Source organism: Vibrio maritimus, assembly GCF_021441885.1.
Lineage (GTDB): Bacteria > Pseudomonadota > Gammaproteobacteria > Enterobacterales > Vibrionaceae > Vibrio > Vibrio maritimus_B.
The window spans coordinates 2,517,260-2,535,257 of the sequence record NZ_CP090438.1; the positions used below are offsets into that span (position 1 = coordinate 2,517,260).

15 protein-coding genes are annotated in these 17,998 nt (G+C 46.0%); 6 read left to right on the forward strand and 9 right to left on the reverse strand.

All coding sequences use genetic code 11. From position 1 onward, the window contains the following. Positions 1-76 precede the first annotated feature (76 nt). The 3 genes from LY387_RS11415 to LY387_RS11425 all read right to left on the reverse strand — a co-directional run bounded on the left by LY387_RS11415 (position 77) and on the right by LY387_RS11425 (position 3,299). Positions 77-1,540, reverse strand: coding sequence for a coniferyl aldehyde dehydrogenase (locus LY387_RS11415; RefSeq protein ID WP_234494202.1), 1,464 nt, complete (start codon positions 1,538-1,540; stop codon positions 77-79). After that, the gene (locus tag LY387_RS11420) at positions 1,541-2,716 is read right to left on the reverse strand and encodes an iron-containing alcohol dehydrogenase (protein WP_234494203.1); all 1,176 of its coding nucleotides are present in this window, start codon (positions 2,714-2,716) and stop codon (positions 1,541-1,543) included. A gap of 121 nt (positions 2,717-2,837) precedes the next feature. Further along, entirely contained in the window at positions 2,838-3,299 is a 462-nt protein-coding gene (locus LY387_RS11425; protein WP_234494204.1) for an Lrp/AsnC family transcriptional regulator, read from the reverse strand. 123 nt (positions 3,300-3,422) lie between these two features. Here LY387_RS11425 and LY387_RS11430 point away from each other — a divergent pair, with 123 nt between their 5' ends. Beyond that, positions 3,423-4,493, forward strand: a complete 1,071-nt coding sequence (locus LY387_RS11430) for a PLP-dependent cysteine synthase family protein (RefSeq protein ID WP_234494205.1) — start codon at positions 3,423-3,425, stop codon at positions 4,491-4,493. A 49-nt stretch (positions 4,494-4,542) separates the two neighbouring features. Here LY387_RS11430 and LY387_RS11435 read toward each other — a convergent pair whose 3' ends face one another. Both LY387_RS11435 and LY387_RS11440 read right to left on the reverse strand, forming a co-directional pair. After that, complete coding sequence (locus LY387_RS11435) at positions 4,543-5,637, reverse strand: methyl-accepting chemotaxis protein (RefSeq protein WP_326491994.1); 1,095 nt, start codon at positions 5,635-5,637, stop codon at positions 4,543-4,545. Between the two features lie 385 nt (positions 5,638-6,022). Beyond that, positions 6,023-6,361: a Grx4 family monothiol glutaredoxin gene (locus LY387_RS11440; RefSeq protein WP_042474195.1), complete on the reverse strand. Its 339-nt coding sequence runs from the start codon at positions 6,359-6,361 to the stop codon at positions 6,023-6,025. A 298-nt stretch (positions 6,362-6,659) separates the two neighbouring features. Here LY387_RS11440 and sodB point away from each other — a divergent pair, with 298 nt between their 5' ends. The 3 genes from sodB (at position 6,660) to LY387_RS11455 (ending at position 8,744) form a co-directional block, all read left to right on the forward strand. Then, positions 6,660-7,244 carry a superoxide dismutase [Fe] gene (gene sodB, locus LY387_RS11445; protein ID WP_042499104.1) on the forward strand — a complete coding sequence of 195 codons (585 nt, stop codon included), beginning with the start codon at positions 6,660-6,662 and terminating at the stop codon, positions 7,242-7,244. Between the two features lie 112 nt (positions 7,245-7,356). Then, positions 7,357-7,860, forward strand: coding sequence for a VC2046/SO_2500 family protein (locus LY387_RS11450; RefSeq protein ID WP_234494206.1), 504 nt, complete (start codon positions 7,357-7,359; stop codon positions 7,858-7,860). 209 nt (positions 7,861-8,069) lie between these two features. Next, positions 8,070-8,744, forward strand: coding sequence for an SDR family oxidoreductase (locus LY387_RS11455; RefSeq protein ID WP_234494207.1), 675 nt, complete (start codon positions 8,070-8,072; stop codon positions 8,742-8,744). A gap of 128 nt (positions 8,745-8,872) precedes the next feature. On the opposite strand, the gene adhE is transcribed toward LY387_RS11455, so the two are convergent. Next, positions 8,873-11,572: a bifunctional acetaldehyde-CoA/alcohol dehydrogenase gene (adhE, locus tag LY387_RS11460; protein WP_234494208.1), complete on the reverse strand. Its 2,700-nt coding sequence runs from the start codon at positions 11,570-11,572 to the stop codon at positions 8,873-8,875. 656 nt (positions 11,573-12,228) lie between these two features. Here adhE and LY387_RS11465 point away from each other — a divergent pair. Both LY387_RS11465 and LY387_RS11470 read left to right on the forward strand, forming a co-directional pair. Then, positions 12,229-12,867: a YchE family NAAT transporter gene (locus LY387_RS11465; protein WP_042474190.1), complete on the forward strand. Its 639-nt coding sequence runs from the start codon at positions 12,229-12,231 to the stop codon at positions 12,865-12,867. Positions 12,868-13,053: 186 nt separating this feature from the next. Beyond that, the gene (locus LY387_RS11470; protein WP_234494209.1) at positions 13,054-13,908 is read left to right on the forward strand and encodes an ion transporter; all 855 of its coding nucleotides are present in this window, start codon (positions 13,054-13,056) and stop codon (positions 13,906-13,908) included. A 57-nt stretch (positions 13,909-13,965) separates the two neighbouring features. Here the strand turns inward: LY387_RS11470 and asd are convergent, their stop codons facing one another. From asd to LY387_RS11485, 3 genes are all read right to left on the reverse strand, one after another. Further along, positions 13,966-15,084, reverse strand: a complete 1,119-nt coding sequence (gene asd, locus LY387_RS11475; protein WP_234494210.1) for an aspartate-semialdehyde dehydrogenase — start codon at positions 15,082-15,084, stop codon at positions 13,966-13,968. Between the two features lie 175 nt (positions 15,085-15,259). Then, positions 15,260-16,462: a chemotaxis protein gene (locus LY387_RS11480; RefSeq protein WP_234494211.1), complete on the reverse strand. Its 1,203-nt coding sequence runs from the start codon at positions 16,460-16,462 to the stop codon at positions 15,260-15,262. Between the two features lie 116 nt (positions 16,463-16,578). After that, entirely contained in the window at positions 16,579-17,946 is a 1,368-nt protein-coding gene (locus LY387_RS11485) for an Hpt domain-containing protein (RefSeq protein WP_234494212.1), read from the reverse strand. Positions 17,947-17,998 lie beyond the last annotated feature (52 nt).

The following is a 17,998-nucleotide window of genomic DNA, read 5'->3' on the forward strand; positions in this document are numbered from 1 at the left end:
GACAGTGTAAGGGAAAAGTGACTGAGTGCCACGTTGTTTACGTCACTTTACTTAGCGGCACTCAATATGGAGGTTTCTACTTATTTGCTTTGGGCTTCTTAATACTCGAATACTTGCCCAGCTTTCTATTAATCAGATAGTTAATAACGCGCTTGGCAAAACCGGAGTACGGTGAATACAAAAATCCCGTCGATGCCCATTTGCCCTGCTGCATAACTGGACGCATTTTAGAGAGGGTTTCAAAGCCTTCTTTTCCATGGTAGTGCCCCATGCCACTTGGTCCAACGCCGCCAAATGGCAGGTCGTGCTGCGCGACATGCATCATCACCTCATTGATGGTGTAGGCTCCTGACATAGTGTTCTCCATTACAGCTGATTGAAGCTCTTTATCATCGGAAAACAGATAGAGCGCGAGAGGTCGGTCTCGTTCGCCGATAAAGTGATAGACATCATCCATCGACTTGTAGGTAATGATTGGCAGAATCGGTCCAAAGATTTCCCTTGTCATGACTGCCTCATCCGCTGAAGGCTCTACGATCAAATGAAGAGGGAAACGGCGAGATTCAGGATCAGGCTCACTGGCGGGAATGAGGTTAATCACCTCTCCTTGCCCCTCTTTAGCCAGTTCCAGGGTTTCTTGTAGGCGCTCGAACGACACCGCATCAATCACCGCGGTATAGTCCGGGTGATCCATTGACTTGAATCTTCCTTTCATGATCGATTTCGCCGCTTTCACGACTTGTTTGACCTTATCTTCAGGCACCAACAGGTAATCTGGCGCAACACAGGTCTGTCCCGCGTTGTATACCTTGCCGCCCAAGATCCGCTTCATCGCCTTTTTGATATCAAAGTCCGGGCCGATAATGGTCGGTGACTTGCCACCGAGCTCTAATGTAACTGGCGTTAGATTCTCAGCCGCTGCTGCCATGACTTTGCGACCCGTAGCTCCAGAGCCGGTGAAGATCATATGGTCAAACGGCAGTTTAGCGAACGCCTGCCCTGTACCGCCCGTTTCGGCAACAAAGCAGATCTCATCTTGCGTAAACGCCGTCGAGAAGATATCTCCGAGCGTTTGGCAAAGGTTCATCGAGTTCTCCGACATCTTAACCATCACTCGGTTACCAGCAGCCAGAGCCGCCGTCATTGGACCGATAGCTAGAAATAACGGGTAGTTCCAAGGAACGATGATACCGACCACGCCTAAAGGCTGAGGAACAACTTTGTTCTTCGCTGGCCAAAACCAAACGGAGGTATGACGCTTTTTGTCACGCATCCATTTTTTGAGCTGTTTACGTGCATCGACAATACCTTCGATGGATGAAAACAGTTCGAGCAGAGCCGTTTCTGTTGATGATCGGTGACCGAAGTCTTTGGCAATCGCCTCACAGATCGCCGCCTGATTATCTCGAAGCACCTTTTCAAGCTTAAGTAAGTTCGCCCTTCTGAGTTCACGACTAATAAACGGCGCCTCTTTGAACGCCGACTGCTGCTCATGGAGTCGCTCTATCATTTGCTGTTCATCTAGGATGACTAGGCTCATTTATTGTGCTCCTTTATCGAGTAACGCTTCTAATAGTTGTTGGCATTGTTGTACATTCATCACTTCTGGTACTGGGTATTCACCAAAGGCTTCTTTAATGGCTTGCTTGGCAAGAGCCGGGATGTCTTCTTTCTGAAGCTCAACGACATATTTTGGTATATCGAGCGCGTCCAGAAGACCCTCGACCTCTTGGATAAATGCCTCACTGTGTTTATAACCTAGGGTCAGCGCCAGCGTTGTCAGTCTGGCGTTATCTCTTTGTTCTATAAACTTGAGGACATGGGGCAGAACCATGGCGTTGGCACGGCCATGAGGAACGTGGTAAAACGCGCCCAGCTGGTGAGCGATGGCATGTACATAGCCGATGTAGGTGCGAGTAAACGCAAGACCAGCTTCAAAGCTCGCCACTGCCATCTTTTCCCGCGCCTCAGAGTCACCGCCGTCAAGGTACGCTTTAGGCAGATACTCAAATACCGCCTTTATCGCGTTTAGAGACATAGTTTGAGTCTCTGAATTGGCATATAGGCTTAAGTAAGACTCTATCGCATGAGTTAGGGCATCTACCCCAGTCTCTGCGGTAATTTGAGGCGGCAAACCCAGCATAATATCAGGGTCGAGAACCGCAGCTTTAGGCACCAAAAATGGGTCGGTGATAGCTCGCTTAGTTTTGGACTCAACATCGCAGACAACGGCTGCGACAGTCCCCTCTGAACCTGTCCCGGCCGTGGTTGGAATGGCTATCAAAGGCATAATCGGGCGATGAATTTTGAGAAGGCCGGGAAGCTTCGCCACGTCTTTTTTGGTTTTTACGCTTCCAGCGATGGCTTTGGCACAATCAATCGGCGAGCCTCCACCAAACGCTATAACCCCATCACAGCCATTGGCTTGATACTGTTTAACACCTGCTCGCACAGTCGCGTAGTCTGGATCAGGCTTTACCTCATCAAAAATGGACGCGTTAATGCCAGCGCTCTCCAATGACGCCAACATGCCATCCAACAAACCAAGACCGAGCAACACCTTATCCGTGACGACAAGCGGTTTTGATACTGAGTATTGCTGGCAATATTTGGCCACATCAAGCACCTTCCCCTGCCCAACAATACATTCAGGCTTAGGCACCGGTACCATTTTGATAAAGGGCTTTTTAACCGACACCAATACTTGATGCAACATAAACACTCCTTGTGTGTAGCCAGCAATCTCAGTCTATGAACTCATGTAGTTACACTAGGTTATAGAGTGATTACTCGGCGCTGGCAAGGATACGTGGCTTAAGTTGAGAACTACTACCAAATCAACGTATTGGCAGTGCTGTGGTGTATTTTAGTGGCTCCATCGCAAAGGTTGACGTTACGTTGGATAGCCCATCTATGCTATTGACGAGCTTTTTGTAGAACTCATCGAAGCACTTCATATCTTTAACCAATACCTTCATCATGTAGTCGTACTCACCCGCCATTCGATAGAACTCCATCACTTCGGGGAACAAAGACACCGTCTCGACAAAGGCTTTATACCACTCATGAGAGTGATTGGTGGTTTTGATCTGTACGAACGCCGTGAATGATAAACCCAGCTTTTCTGGGTCCAGCAACGCAACCCGCTTATCGATCACACCGCTCTCTTCAAGCTTCTTAAGTCGCTTCCAACAAGGTGTGGTGGTGAGGTTAACCGCTTCGGCTAACTCGTTTAGCGACAAGGTCCCATCTTGTTGCAGTAGGGACAGTAGCTTCTTATCTGTACTATCTATATCCAAAATAGCTCCAATTTAGAAAAATTTTCTACTAATTAGCGAAATTGAAGTAAATATAGCAAAGTTTTTCTCTCTATCTGTAGGTAAATTATCACCATGCCAATCACAAAGTAGGAAACCAAGACGATGTGTACTGATCACCAATGGATTAACAACGCTGTTCGCAAAATTGAAGCTGACTTCCAGCGCTCGGCAGATACTCACCTGATCAAACTTGATCTCCCTAGTATTGAAGGGATCGACGTTTATCTAAAAGACGAAAGCACACATCCAACTGGCTCACTAAAACACCGTCTAGCCCGCTCGCTATTTTTATATGCGATCTGTAATGGCTGGATTGGTCCCGAGACGACTGTGATTGAATCATCATCGGGCAGCACTGCCGTATCAGAAGCCTACTTTGCTCGTCTACTTGGTTTACCCTTTATTGCAGTGATGCCAAAGTGCACAGCACGCAAGAAAATTGAACAGATTGAATTCTATGGTGGTAAAGCACATCTTGTAGACCGCTCTGATCAGATTTACGCAGAATCTCGCCGATTGGCAGAAGAGCTAAACGGCCACTACATGGATCAGTTTACTTACGCTGAGCGCGCAACGGATTGGCGTGGTAACAACAACATTGCGAACTCTATTTTTAGTCAGATGGAGCTCGAAGATCATCCGATTCCATCTTGGGTGGTAATGAGTCCTGGTACAGGCGGTACGTCGGCTACAATTGGTCGCTTTATTCGCTATCAAAAGCACGATACTAAGCTATGCGTTGTTGACCCAGAGAACTCTGTTTTCCATGACTACTTTAAGACAGGTAACGCGCAGATTACGGGTGATTGTGGCAGCAAAATTGAAGGCATTGGTCGCCCTCGCGTTGAACCAAGCTTTATTCCAGGCGTGGTTGATGAGATGCGTACCATCCCAGATGCGGCAAGTATTGCAACCATCCATTGGCTGGAAAAAACACTGGGACGTAAAGTGGGTGCATCGACAGGTACCAATCTTTACGGTGTGCTGCAACTAGCAAGCGAGATGAAAAGACGTGGCGAAACTGGCTCTATTGTCACTTTGCTGTGTGACAGCGGTGAGCGCTACCTAGATACTTACTACAACAGTGAGTGGATTAATAACAATATTGGGGATTTGCAACCTTACTTAGACAAGCTCGAAGTGTTCGAAGCGACAGGTGAGCTCGCAGAGTAACTAACCTCAGTTGGCAGGGAGTGATAATTCACTCCCTTTTTTTCGCCTGTTACTTTTGCGCGTATGAGGTTTTCACTTTCTCTTGCGCCGCTGCGATGTAGGAAACAAGGTCACGATACGCCATATCCATTTGGTCAATCATGTTTGAATCGTTACTGCCTTGCGCTACTAGCCGCAATCCGTCGTGCAGTGCCGTCGCCTTAACATAGAAATACTCTAAAGGCCCACCAGGGGATGCAAGCTGCTGTGTCTCTTCATGACTGGCTATCACCTGACCAAAAATGGTCTCACTTTCAGCAAGCTCAAGCAAACTCGCATCATAGTCTGCCCCAATCAGCTTGGAGTGCGCCGTTGCCCACATATTCGTGTACTGCGCGATAGCACTGGACGCGTAGATATCGACCGTAGTGGTATAGATGACGTCAACCGTGTCAGAAGAAAGAGACAAAATGGATTGGGTATCTTGAACTATGTCCGAAGCGCCTTTAGAGGCATCTGCGACTTGCGACGAGACCAATTCGATGTTCTCGCCCGCTTTGTTGGTGCTTCCTTCAATGCGCTCAACCAATCCCGAGATCTCACTCGCCGCTTCATTCGCACGCCCGGCCAGTGAACGCACTTCGTCTGCGACCACAGCGAACCCACGGCCGTGCTCACCTGCCCTAGCCGCTTCAATAGCAGCATTAAGCGCAAGTAAGTTGGTTTGTTCTGAAATCTGATGAATGATACTGATAAACTGAGTGATATCCCCGGTCAGCACTTGTAGTGCCGCCACCGTCTCTTTGCTCGCGTTAGAAGATTGCGATACCTGATCGAGCGATTGATACATCTCTTCAAGCTGCTGCTGTGTCGCGTCAAACACACCGAGGTTCGCCTGAAGCTGGTCACTTTGATGGATGAGCTGATTATTCGCCTGTTCAATATTGCTCGTCGCTCCCACCAGCTGGGAAGTAACAGAGCTCAAAAACAGTCGAGAGCGCTGCTTTTGTTTGTCTAGCTGGAATTCCAGCTTTCTTATCTGCTGCTCTTTTTGAACTAACTCTTGCTGCAACTGCTCGACTTGGCAAGCGAAGGTGTCTTTCTGTTCGGATTCAGATAGCAATTGCTGTTGGAGTTGAGTGAGTTGTTTTTTGGATGCAAACATATGACCACTTATCTTTTACTGCTTTCTTTATCGTTATTGTTTTCTAACGGTAGCATTGGTGAGGGAAATATAAATGGCTTGAAGGGTAAGTTGTGATGAGGGGTAGCTGGTATCACCCTATTAGGGTATGGACTTGGGGTAATTTGGTGGAGTGCTTTTAGGTGTGGGGAACGGAATTTGGGGGGATTGGTGGGTGGTTTGGGTTTCGCGTTTACCCCCTCTAGCTCCCCCTATTTTAGGGGGAGAACGACTGCTCGCTCCTATCGTCGCGCCGCAACTCGTAAAGTGGGGCGATGCGTCAGCGAGCAGTCCGTTCCTCCCCTCGCAAGCGGGAGGCTAGGAGGGGTCAGCTCTTAAGCTCTTTTGAGCTCAATCAGAAGAAGACTTAAGCGTCACCTTCCTCCGCATTGCGTGCTGCCGCTTCTTTAATGATTGGCTGAAGTTCGCCTTTTTGGAACATCTCTACGATGATGTCACAGCCGCCGATTAGCTCGCCTTCAACCCATAGTTGAGGGAAAGTTGGCCATTGAGCGTACTTTGGTAGCTCTGCGCGGATGTCTGGGTTTTGTAGGATGTCTACATAAGCAAATTTTTCGCCACAAGCCATTAGTGCCTGAGCTGCTTGTGAAGAAAAGCCACAGCTCGGCAATTTAGGTGAACCTTTCATGTAAAGAAGAATTGTGTTTTCTTCAATTTGCTGTTTGATTTTATCGATCGTTTCCATTGCTTCCTCGAAATGCTTGTACTGCGAATGTGTTCACATTCTAGCGAATCGTCACAGAATAAAAAGCACAATAATATTGTGGTTATACTATTGTAGCTAAGATGTGATGCGAGCTACCCAAACCCTTACTATCAAGAGCTAAGTAAACAAAACATCACAATTAATTTATCACCAACTCTTTTAATAAAGTAAAAACTTGCTAAAATAGCAAGCAGTCAGTCAACACACGACTCAATAAAAAATATACTTGGAAGCAATCAGGGTAAAAACCCGTTAATAATCAATGGAGAAGCGAGCAATGGCATTCGAACTACCAGCACTTCCTTATGCGAAAGACGCTCTAGAACCACACATCTCAGCAGAAACACTAGATTTCCACCACGGTAAGCACCACAACACTTACGTTGTTAAGCTAAACGGTCTTATCCCTGGGACTGAGTTTGAAGGTAAAACACTTGAAGAAATCGTTAAGACGTCTTCTGGTGGTGTATTCAACAACGCTGCTCAAATCTGGAACCACACGTTCTACTGGCACTGTCTAGCGCCTAACGCTGGCGGCGAGCCAACTGGTGCAGTTGCAGACGCAATCAACGCTGCGTTCGGTTCATTCGAAGAGTTCAAAGCGAAGTTCACTGATTCTGCAATCAACAACTTCGGTTCTTCTTGGACTTGGCTAGTTAAGAAAGCTGACGGTTCTCTAGACATCGTTAACACTTCTAACGCAGCAACTCCACTAACAGAAGAAGGTGTGACTCCGCTACTAACAGTAGACCTATGGGAACACGCTTACTACATCGATTACCGTAACGTTCGTCCAGACTACATGAACGGCTTCTGGGCACTAGTTAACTGGGCATTCGTAGAAGAAAACCTAGCTAAGTAATCCGCTCCTTACCGAGTTTTTCTTAAAGACCTGTTAATACAGGTCTTTTTTTATTTTATCTCTAAAGCTCTCTATGCTCCTGCCGATAAAGTCTTTGTAACGAGAGGACTTTATGCAAATTCATCATTTAGACAAAGCCAATTTAATCAACGAGCTACAGTGTGGTACGTCGCTTAATCGCGCCGTAGAGCAAGGTAGACGTGCAGACTTTGCGTTGATGTTGTCTATGTTCTCTCAAGACTCTCGTGAAACCTCAGTGACTGAGGATGTTGATACCAAGATTACTGATGAAGCAATATTGAGAAAACGCTTCGATGTCCCTACCGAACAAAAACTGCAAGGCGAACTTGATGACTACGAGGTCTCTGCCAGCATCGCTAAGCAGTTTCATGATGGCGGCCTACCTAGCGCAAAACTGCAACATTACAGCCGACCAGAACCGCTCAACTATGCCCCTGTGGATACTCACGGCCTTGCCGAGGAGGTATACCACAACCTTTCTGGTCATACTCGCCGTCAGCTTGGTCAAAAGTCTGCTCCGAAACCTACAATCGATATTCTCTACAACCAGTTATCCACCGCGCATCGTAAGGACGGAATGTCTATCCACCTTTAACCCCTATTTTTTAGTGGTTTCTAATGTAACGCTGTCCAGTTTTTCCGTACAGAGTGTGATTTATCGCTAAAATAACGGTTTGATATTTTTCCTATCCACAAAAACTTGAAGTTATTCACATTTGACTCACAGTTTTTCTACCAAGTTATTACTTCAGGGGAATGGCATTTCGCCAAACTGTATCCGAAACCGGCACTTTCGGGGTAACTATGATCATTAAAAATTCGGTAGTTTTGATTACATCTGCTGGTACCAGCTTAGGTGCAATGATTGCACTGCATTTCGCACGCCTTGGAGCAAACCTAGTACTTTGCGATAAAGACAACAATGCGCTCAGCGCCACATTCCGGCGTTGCCAGGAGGTCACGGAGCTCGTCACTAAGGTTCACATTACCGACATGACTCCCAGCTCGATAGAACGCATTTTCGATGACATAGAAACCCATGTCGGCAGACCACCCAATGTCTTGGTTAATCACTGGACATCACTACCGAAACAATCACTGACCGATGTCAGTGATAGCAACAAGTTTATCAACCAATTTTCGCTGCTCGCATCCAGTCTCTTTTTGTTTGGGCAAGTTGCTGCAGACCGGATGTCTGAAAAGCACTCAGGCGTTATCGTCAATGTAGTTGCGCAAGAGCCTGAGCAGTGCTTTACCGATTTAGACAACACCTCTTCTATTGTCACTGGCTTTACCAAAAGCTGGGCTCGTGAGCTCAAGCCACGCAATATTCGTGTCGGTGGCGTGATTCCGGTGAGCTCTCATGGCTATCACATTGATGCTAACTGGTCGCGGATCCAGGATGAGTTAACAAGAACGACCGAATACATTGTCAGCAATGACTACTTCAGTGGTCGTGTGGTAAGTGCGGAGGCATAGTGGGCACAAAAGCGTAATCATCACTCGTTTTTCTGAATCAAACGCATAAAAAAAGCCCCTTCATTTCTGAAGGGGCTTTACTAATTTTCCCGAATTAGATTTCGTGCTAGCGAAAATCTACTACTGAATTAAGCTTCAGCTTTCTCTTTTTTAGCTTTAGCAGCTGGCTTCGCTTCTTGGTCTGCTTTCTTCTTGATAACAGTTGTACCTTCGAAAGTTTCGCCTTCAACGAATGCGTTACCGTAGTAAGCCGCTTTCAGAACTTCTTTAAGCTCAGAGATTAGTGGGTAACGTGGGTTCGCACCAGTACATTGGTCATCGAACGCTTCAACCGCTAGCTCATCAAGCTTAGCTAGGAAGTCAGACTCAGCAACACCTGCAGCTTGGATAGAAGTTGGGATGTCTAGGTCTTTCTTAAGCTCTTCCAACCATGCTAGTAGACGTTCAATCTTCTGAGCAGTACGGTCACCAGCTTGGCTTAGGCCTAGGTGGTCAGCGACTTCAGCGTAACGACGACGTGCTTGTGGACGGTCGTATTGAGAGAACGCAGTTTGCTTAGTTGGGTTGTCGTTTGCGTTGTAACGAACAACGTTAGAGATTAGTAGTGCGTTCGCCAGACCGTGTGGTAGGTGGAACTCAGCACCAATCTTGTGAGCCATTGAGTGACAAACACCTAGGAATGCGTTCGCAAATGCTACACCAGCGATAGTTGCTGCGTTGTGTACTTTTTCACGAGCGATTGGGTCGTTTGCACCGTTCGCGTAGCTTGAAGGTAGGTACTCTTTAAGCATCTTAAGTGCTTGTAGAGCCTGACCGTCAGAGTATTCGTTCGCTAGAACTGATACGTAAGCTTCTAGAGCGTGAGTTACTGCATCGTAACCACCGAATGCTGTTAGAGACTTAGGCATGTTCATAACAAGGTTCGCGTCAACGATAGCCATGTTAGGAGTTAGTTCGTAGTCAGCTAGTGGGTACTTAGCACCAGTCTCGTCGTCTGTAACAACTGCGAATGGAGTAACTTCAGAACCAGTACCAGATGTTGTAGTGATACATACAAGCTCAGCTTTTTGACCCATTTTAGGGAACTTGTAGATACGTTTACGGATGTCCATAAAGCGCATTGCAAGCTCTTCGAAGTGAGTTTCTGGGTGCTCGTACATTACCCACATGATCTTAGCAGCATCCATCGGAGAACCACCACCTAGAGCGATGATTACGTCTGGTTGGAAGCTTTGCATTGCTTCTGCACCTTTCTTAACAACAGATAGCGTTGGATCCGCTTCTACGTCGAAGAAAGTTTGAACTTCCATGCCTTGAGCTTTAAGTAGCTTCACTACTTCGTCGCTGTAACCGTTGTTGAATAGGAAACGGTCAGTTACTAGGAATGCACGCTTCTTACCTTCTAGGTCGCTCATTGCGATTGGAAGGCTGCCACGACGGAAGTAGATAGACTTAGGTAGTTTGTGCCACAACATGTTTTCAGCTCGCTTCGCTACAGTTTTCTTGTTGATTAGGTGCTTAGGACCTACGTTCTCAGAGATAGAGTTACCACCCCAAGAACCACAACCTAGAGTTAGAGAAGGCGCTACGTTGAAGTTGTAAAGGTCACCGATACCACCGTGAGTAGTTGGGATGTTTACAAGGATACGTGCAGTCTTCATCTTGTCACCGAAGTAACGGATGCGGTCGGCGTTAACGTCTTGGTTTGTGTACAGACCAGATGTGTGACCGATACCACCGATTTCAACCATAGTTACTGCTTGAGCAACTGCGTCTTCGAAATCGTCAGCGCGGAATAGACCTAGAGTTGGAGATAGTTTCTCGTGAGCAAATGCGTCGTCGTAAGAAACTTTACCTAGACCTTCACCAACTAGAACTTTAGTGTCAGCTGGAACTTTAACGCCTGCCATCTCAGCGATTGCTGGAGCTGGTTGACCTACGATCTTAGCGTTTAGGTTGCCGTCGATTAGAAGCACTTTACGTACTTTCTCAGCTTCAGCTTTGCTTAGAACGTATGCTTTGTGAGAAGCGAAACGCTCTTTAACTTCGTCGTACACAGAGTCAACAACGATTGCAGCCTGCTCAGAAGCACACACTACGCCGTTATCGAATGTTTTAGACATAAGGATCGAAGCTACTGCACGTTTGATGTCTGCAGTTTCGTCGATAACTACAGGAACGTTACCTGCACCTACACCGATTGCTGGCTTACCAGAAGAGTAAGCTGCTTTAACCATGCCTGGACCACCAGTTGCAAGGATAAGAGCGATGTCGTCGTGCTTCATAAGAGCGTTAGAAAGCTCTACAGATGGTTGATCGATCCAACCGATGATGTCTTTTGGAGCACCTGCTGCTACTGCTGCATCTAGAACTAGTTTAGCTGCATCGTTAGTAGAGTTCTTCGCACGTGGGTGTGGCGAGAAGATGATACCGTTACGAGTCTTCAAAGAGATTAGAGATTTGAAGATTGCAGTAGAAGTTGGGTTAGTTGTTGGTACGATACCGCAGATGATGCCTACAGGCTCAGCGATAGTCATAGTGCCTAGGTTGTCGTCTTCTTCAAGAATGCCACAAGTTTGCTCGTCTTTGTACTTGTTGTAGATGAACTCAGACGCGAAGTGGTTCTTGATAACTTTGTCTTCAACGATACCCATACCAGACTCTTCAACCGCTTGTTGTGCAAGAGGAATACGAGCTTGGTTAGCTGCTAGAGATGCTGCGCGGAAAATCTTGTCTACTTGCTCTTGCGAGTAAGTTGCAAATTCTGCTTGTGCCGCTTTAACGCGTGCAACCATTGCATCTAGTTCAGCCATATTTGTTACAGGCATAAGGAATCTCCTAAAATAAAAAAACTAAAAACTTTTTAGTAAGTTAGCTACTTCTGCTAATGAATCACTTAACAACAGAACAACTCTACTTAGTAAACTGCTTTCAGAGCTGAGTATAATCTTTCACGCTATGAAAAAAATTGACTCAGATCAGATCTGAAAAGTAATTTACCTACATAGTAGTAACCCCAAAGGGTTGCGTGACGTAACCCGTTGTTTTAATTGATGTTACCCAAGTAAAATACCAAGCTCAAAAAAGCACCATTCAGTATTTTTTTTTCATAACACCTAACAATTGTGTAAAAAAGTTTCACTTTTGTACGGCAAAGACAAGTAAAACGTCACCCTCGTGCTACTAAGTATATGTAGATGACATTACTTTCTTTCAACCCATGGCGTAAAAATAATCAAAACAAGACATGAGCAACATTTTTGCAACGTAAAGGTATGTTACCTCGGTTGTGGCACGAACTTTTCCTTCATAATCTATTCATATTTGCACACCAGACCTCCCACTTCATATCTACGAACTATTTGTCTTAAATAGCCATCAATTTTTAGTCGATTATCCCGCTGCAATGTCGTACATTACCCGCACTTTTTGCTTGGACATAAATGCATAGCATTACGTCCCATTCCTTCATTGAGATAAGTCTATGAGTAGCATCGAATTTGCAATCTATTTGCAGTTTTTCCTTGGTTTGGTCGCTGCGGTAAACCCGGTTGGGATCATGCCTGTGTTTGTGTCTTTGACGGGGCATATGTCACCCGAGGACAAAAACAAAACAGCGGCCACAGCGAACATTGCGGTTGCAGTGATCCTTATTACGTCATTATTGGCAGGTCAGATCCTGTTAGATATGTTCAGCATCTCTTTAGACTCGTTCCGCGTAGCGGGTGGATTGCTGCTGCTTAGTATCGCTTTCTCTATGATGTCGGGTAAGTTGGGTGAGGATAAGCAGAACAAACAAGAAAAGTCAGAGTACGTAAGTAAAGAGCAAATCGGTGTTGTACCACTTGCGATGCCGCTTATGGCTGGCCCTGGTGCTATCAGTTCGACGATTGTTTATGGCGCTCGCTACCCTGGCATGGTTGAAACGGTTGGTATCATTATTAGTATCATCGTCTTCGCCCTTTGCTCATGGCTGCTTTATCGCTCTGCGCCACTTATCGTGCGCTTCCTTGGCCAAACGGGTATCAATGTGATCACGCGTATCATGGGTCTGATCCTTGGTGCATTGGGTATTGAGTTTATGGCGAATGGTCTAAAAGCACTTTTCCCAGGTCTCGCTTAACTGACCTAGCCTTTCCCTCACATCTTTGCCCCTCTCAAGCACCTTGTTACCAAGGTGCTTGAACTTCTCTTGTCTCTATTGGCACTCTCCCTCGCGATAAACGAAACGACTCTTGTCCGAGCAAAACTGCCCCTTGCCGCGTCTTGGGTATATACTAGCCATATTGAAGACTTATAAACTCTTGCTATGGAAAACAACCGCTTAAAGCACAAGCTGTACATTATCATCTTTGGTCATCACACCCGTGCAGGTCGAATTTTTGATATTACTCTTATCATCGCGATCTTAATATCGCTGGCTGTACTCGTGCTGCACTCTATTGAAGGGCTATCCGGCGAGTGGGATAACACCTTTGTCCTTCTGGAGTATTTCTTTACGGCCTTGTTTACCATTGAGTACCTGGTGCGCCTATATTGCTCACCAAAGCCAAAGGCTTACGCCACCAGCTTCTACGGCGTCGTCGACTTACTGTCGATTCTTCCGACCTACCTAGCGCTACTTTTCCCGTCAGCCACTTTTATGGGGGTGATACGACTGCTTCGCGTTATGCGCATATTTCGAATCCTTAAACTGGTTCGGTATCTGCAAGACTCGAATATTTTGCTTCGTTCACTGCTGATGTCGCGTCGTAAGATCTTGGTCTTTTTTAGCACGGTTGCGATATTGGTGACGATATTTGGCTCGCTTATCTATGTTATAGAGGGACCAGAGAATGGGTTTACCAGCATCCCACAAAGTATCTACTGGGCAATTGTGACCATTACAACGGTTGGCTACGGTGATTTAGTACCAAGTACACCGCTTGGTAAAGGGCTCGCCTCGCTGACAATGCTGCTCGGCTACTCCATTCTTGCCGTCCCTACGGGAATCATTACGGCAGAACTAGGCCAAGAAATGAAGACCCATAGAAACTTGGTTAAGTGTCCAAACTGCTCAAAGTCGGGTCATGAAAGTGATGCACTGCACTGCAAGCATTGCGGTAGTGAGTTGGCGACACCTGACAAAAGAGTTGTTGACGTCGATTCTGAAGATTTAAAATAGCAGAAACTAAAAAGCCCTCTTAAGAGGGCTTTTTCAAACTTGGATGAATGAGAAAAATTAACCTTTCTTCTCAGCCAAGATAATGCGCAGTGTACGACGTAGTGGCTCAGCTGCACCCCACAATAGCTGGTCACCCACGGTAAAGGCATTGAGGAAGTCGTTACCCATCGCCATTTTTCTTAGACGACCAACCGGGATAGACATAGTGCCAGTTACTTTCGCAGGTGTTAGCTCTTGAGCTGTGATATCGCGATCGTTTGGAATCACTTTCACCCAATCGTTGTGCGTTGCGATGATTTCTTCGATTTCATCCATTGGCACATCTTGCTTAAGTTTGATGGTTAGAGCTTGCGCGTGACAACGCATTGCGCCGATTCGAACACATGTGCCATCGATAGCAATTGGGCTATCTTGCAAACCAAGGATCTTGTTTGCTTCAACACCGGCTTTCCACTCTTCTTTGCTCTGACCGTTTTCACGCTTCACATCGATCCACGGAATGAGTGAGCCTGCTAGAGGTACACCAAATTGATCGGTTGGGAACGAAGATGAACGGATGGTCTCAGCCACTTTGCGATCAATATCTAGAATAGAGCTCGCTGGGTTTGCCAGTTCAGAAGTCACACAGTCATTTACTACGCCCATTTGAGAGATAAGTTCGCGCATGTTTTTCGCACCTGCGCCCGAAGCCGCTTGGTACGTCATTGCGCTCATCCATTCAACAAGACCTTTCTCGTATAGACCGCCCAAGCCAAGAAGCATCAAGCTAACGGTACAGTTACCGCCAACAAAGGTGTTGGTACCCTTGATAAGACCATCTTGAATTTGACCAAGGTTCACTGGGTCCAAGGTAATGATTGAATCTTTGTCCATACGGAGAGTAGAAGCAGCATCAATCCAATAACCTTTCCAGCCAGCTTGGCGAAGTGCTGGGTACACTTTCTCAGTGTAGCTACCACCTTGACAGGTAATCACGGCGTCTAGTTGTTTTAGGCTTTCAATATCAAAAGCGTCTTGTAGAAGTCCGGCATCTTTACCAAAGTTTGGCGCTGGAATACCAATTTGAGACGTGCTGTAGAAAACGGGTTCGATGACATCAAAGTCTTTTTCTTCGACCATGCGTTGCATCAGAACAGAACCCACCATGCCACGCCAACCGACTAAACCTACTCTCATTGAATTACTCTCCGTGTGAATTTAAATAAAGGCTCCCCCATCTATAAAATTTTCCGAGCCATAACACAAGAGCAAATTCACATATTGATGAAGTTTTTTTCACAAACCCAACCAGTTATTGCGATTTTTACAGTCGCTATATAGCAAAAAGGCTCCGTTGGGAGCCTTTTCATTATTAGTCTGCTATTTTCCGTTCTTTCTTCACTTGAGCCCGCTTACCCAAGGCGTAACCTAATCCTAGAGGAGCAAAGAAGATCACTAAAATGAATAAGATAAAGTAAACAATCGTACTTTTAATTAACTGAATCAGCTTTTCTACAGCAAGAGTCAGTACATCCTGTGAAATCTTATCTAGGTCCTGAGCAAACAACTCGCGTTCACTATTCACAATGACCGCGATCTCTTTGCGCTCTCGCTCTATCATCTTGATCAGCTCTTCACGCTCTCGAGCAACCATGTCATCTAGCGCTTGGCGCTCGGCACTAAGTTGTGTCAACTTATCTTGTGTTTTCACGTCGAGGTCATTAAGCAATGGCTGAAGTTCAATCGCCATCTTTTGCGCCAGATCGCGCATGTATTCTGGATTGTTCTCGACAAAATCACGAAACGCTTCCGCGCTCACTTGGAAGCTCTGAATCGCACCACGGATGTCATCGCCATTCACATTACTGTTAAGCGCTATCAGTTGAGCCTTCCAAGTCATCAGCTTTGGTGTTTGCTCTGACATTAACGACAGGCGATCTGAAACATCTGATAATGCTTCAGGCATAGTTCCCAGTGTAGTGGTCACCTCACTCTCATCAATTCCTTGAGCCTTTAACCATTCACGATACGCAGGGACACGAGCAAACATCAGATTTTCAAAAGGATGCAACGCTGCAAACTTCTGTACAAACTCTTTGGTGGTTGAATAGCTGTCAGACTTAAATAACGACTTGGCTAGCTGATCAATCTCGGTGCTGAGCTTAATTGCGGTTTGGGTGGCTTCTTCGGTGATAAACATAGATTTACCCGGACCAGACACAAAGAACTGCTCCATTTGCAGAGTAAACACCCAGGTATCGATCAGTCCTGCAGCGGGTGAAACCTGATAGGCAGACTGTTGTAGCCCCTCTTCCGCATGAATTTTCCAAAGTAAAATATGCGACTGATTCATCACATCTGTTTCATCGTACTTTGAGGATAGAGAATCAGCGGTCATTTCAACTTGAGTGAAGAACTCACGGCTGAATTCACGCGTCATCAAACGCATGTTGAGCTCTTGTTTTGTCAAAGGCGTCGTCTGGCTATCAAGCTGGATCTCCAATAACGAACAGCCAGAAACCAAAGTGACAAAGAAAAGAAGTAATGCACTGCGTAAGCGATGCAGATGTTTCATTGGAGACCTCAACGTCAGATAATTACTCGGGTATATTACCGCCACTATAAGTGAGCCACGTAAAATTCACGTTAACTATTGATATTTATAGTCTAAATTTGGCGAATTACTAAGCGTTATTGCTGACTCTGTGTTGAGATGTAGTCTTCTGCCGACAATATGGCCATACTCAAACAACGCTCAAGCTCATCGATGGCATCAGGCTCCAAAGACTGAGTATCTTTGAGCTGTTGCTCTGCCACAATGGCGCTTTGTCGCAGTTCTTCAGCAAAAATACTGCCTGATACGCCTTTTAACGTATGAGCTACGCGCGTTGCCTTCTCGATGTCTGAATCCACCAGGTCACGTAACTTTTCCGCATCATTCCTGTGTTCCGAAACGAAAACCCCAAGCAAAAGCAGCATAGACTCTTGGTCGCCATCCAACGTACTCAACATATTTTCAAACTGAATTGACGATACCGAGGTTTCTTTTTTCGCTTTTTCCGTCGACTGCTCTGACTTAACCACGGCCAATGTTGGTGACTCTGAGTCATCGGTTTGGGCTTCACCTGATGGGACTTCTCTATGATTCAGATGACGATCCAGTTGACGATCCGATTGTTTTGTATCACTCACTGAAGATTCGGTGTTTTGGGGTTCATCCGCAGCTGTGGATTGAGCGTTGCCCGCGGGCAGCTCGTCTTGGTAAGAGACTAGTTCTGACTCATTATCAGCCCTAGCAACGCGCCCTCCACTCAGGCTCAGTGAAAATAAACAAAGTATCGCCACTAAGCTTGCTAGTGAAACAAACAGTACCTGCCCACTGACTAAGCGCTCCGACTGCAGCTCTCGTAAAGACAGTTCGGTCATAACGGGATGATTAACAACACGCTCAACCAAAAATTCAGTGTTTGCAGACTGAGAAAGTAAAACTGAAGCTTGTGAGTTCAGCTCAAGAAGATGGATACGGTCTGTGCTTGGCAGTCGGTAGGCTTCTCTTTGGATATCTTCTAGCTTCAAATAAACTTGTCGGGGTTCAACGGATTCGTTGAATAAGGTATCCAATACTACTGCCGATAAACGATTGCTCAGCGATAGTGCGGGGTCACTAAGATCTTGAGGTTTGTCGTTGATACTAGTGATAAAAGTATCCATTCGCGCTTCATCGCGAGCCAACAACTGCGCCTGTTCTACAAAACGCTCTAGCAGATAGACGGTATGGGAGACATCGGATAATAAATCCGACTGGGTGAGCGACTTTAATTGAACCGTCTGGGCGTGAATGAGCTGAATTTCTAGCTCTAGCTGCTCAGAAAAGCGGGCTCGGTAAGGTTGAGCAAGGAACAGAGTTTGACGAAGTTTATCGATACTAAAGGTTATTTCGTCAATTAAGTGCGTTATTTTCTCTTCTTGAGATGACACATAAACAACACTCGCGACTGCGATAGACCACAACAGTACAATGGCAACAGCAATACCATTAAGACGCTTGAATAGATTCAACAATCGGTCCCTCTCGACACAAAACTAGGCTTTTTCCTTTACCCTATATAGT

What these genes read in the sequence shown, in the direction of transcription:
- LY387_RS11415 (WP_234494202.1), bottom strand. Translation starts at nt 1,540, where the DNA reads ATGAGCCTAGTCATCCTAGATGAACAGCAAATGATAGAGCGACTCCAT.
- LY387_RS11420 (WP_234494203.1), bottom strand. Translation starts at nt 2,716, where the DNA reads ATGTTGCATCAAGTATTGGTGTCGGTTAAAAAGCCCTTTATCAAAATG.
- LY387_RS11430 (WP_234494205.1), top strand. Translation starts at nt 3,423, where the DNA reads ATGTGTACTGATCACCAATGGATTAACAACGCTGTTCGCAAAATTGAA.
- LY387_RS11435 (WP_326491994.1), bottom strand. Translation starts at nt 5,637, where the DNA reads ATGTTTGCATCCAAAAAACAACTCACTCAACTCCAACAGCAATTGCTA.
- LY387_RS11440 (WP_042474195.1), bottom strand. Translation starts at nt 6,361, where the DNA reads ATGGAAACGATCGATAAAATCAAACAGCAAATTGAAGAAAACACAATT.
- sodB (WP_042499104.1), top strand. Translation starts at nt 6,660, where the DNA reads ATGGCATTCGAACTACCAGCACTTCCTTATGCGAAAGACGCTCTAGAA.
- LY387_RS11450 (WP_234494206.1), top strand. Translation starts at nt 7,357, where the DNA reads ATGCAAATTCATCATTTAGACAAAGCCAATTTAATCAACGAGCTACAG.
- LY387_RS11455 (WP_234494207.1), top strand. Translation starts at nt 8,070, where the DNA reads ATGATCATTAAAAATTCGGTAGTTTTGATTACATCTGCTGGTACCAGC.
- adhE (WP_234494208.1), bottom strand. Translation starts at nt 11,572, where the DNA reads ATGCCTGTAACAAATATGGCTGAACTAGATGCAATGGTTGCACGCGTT.
- LY387_RS11465 (WP_042474190.1), top strand. Translation starts at nt 12,229, where the DNA reads ATGAGTAGCATCGAATTTGCAATCTATTTGCAGTTTTTCCTTGGTTTG.
- LY387_RS11470 (WP_234494209.1), top strand. Translation starts at nt 13,054, where the DNA reads ATGGAAAACAACCGCTTAAAGCACAAGCTGTACATTATCATCTTTGGT.
- asd (WP_234494210.1), bottom strand. Translation starts at nt 15,084, where the DNA reads ATGAGAGTAGGTTTAGTCGGTTGGCGTGGCATGGTGGGTTCTGTTCTG.
- LY387_RS11480 (WP_234494211.1), bottom strand. Translation starts at nt 16,462, where the DNA reads ATGAAACATCTGCATCGCTTACGCAGTGCATTACTTCTTTTCTTTGTC.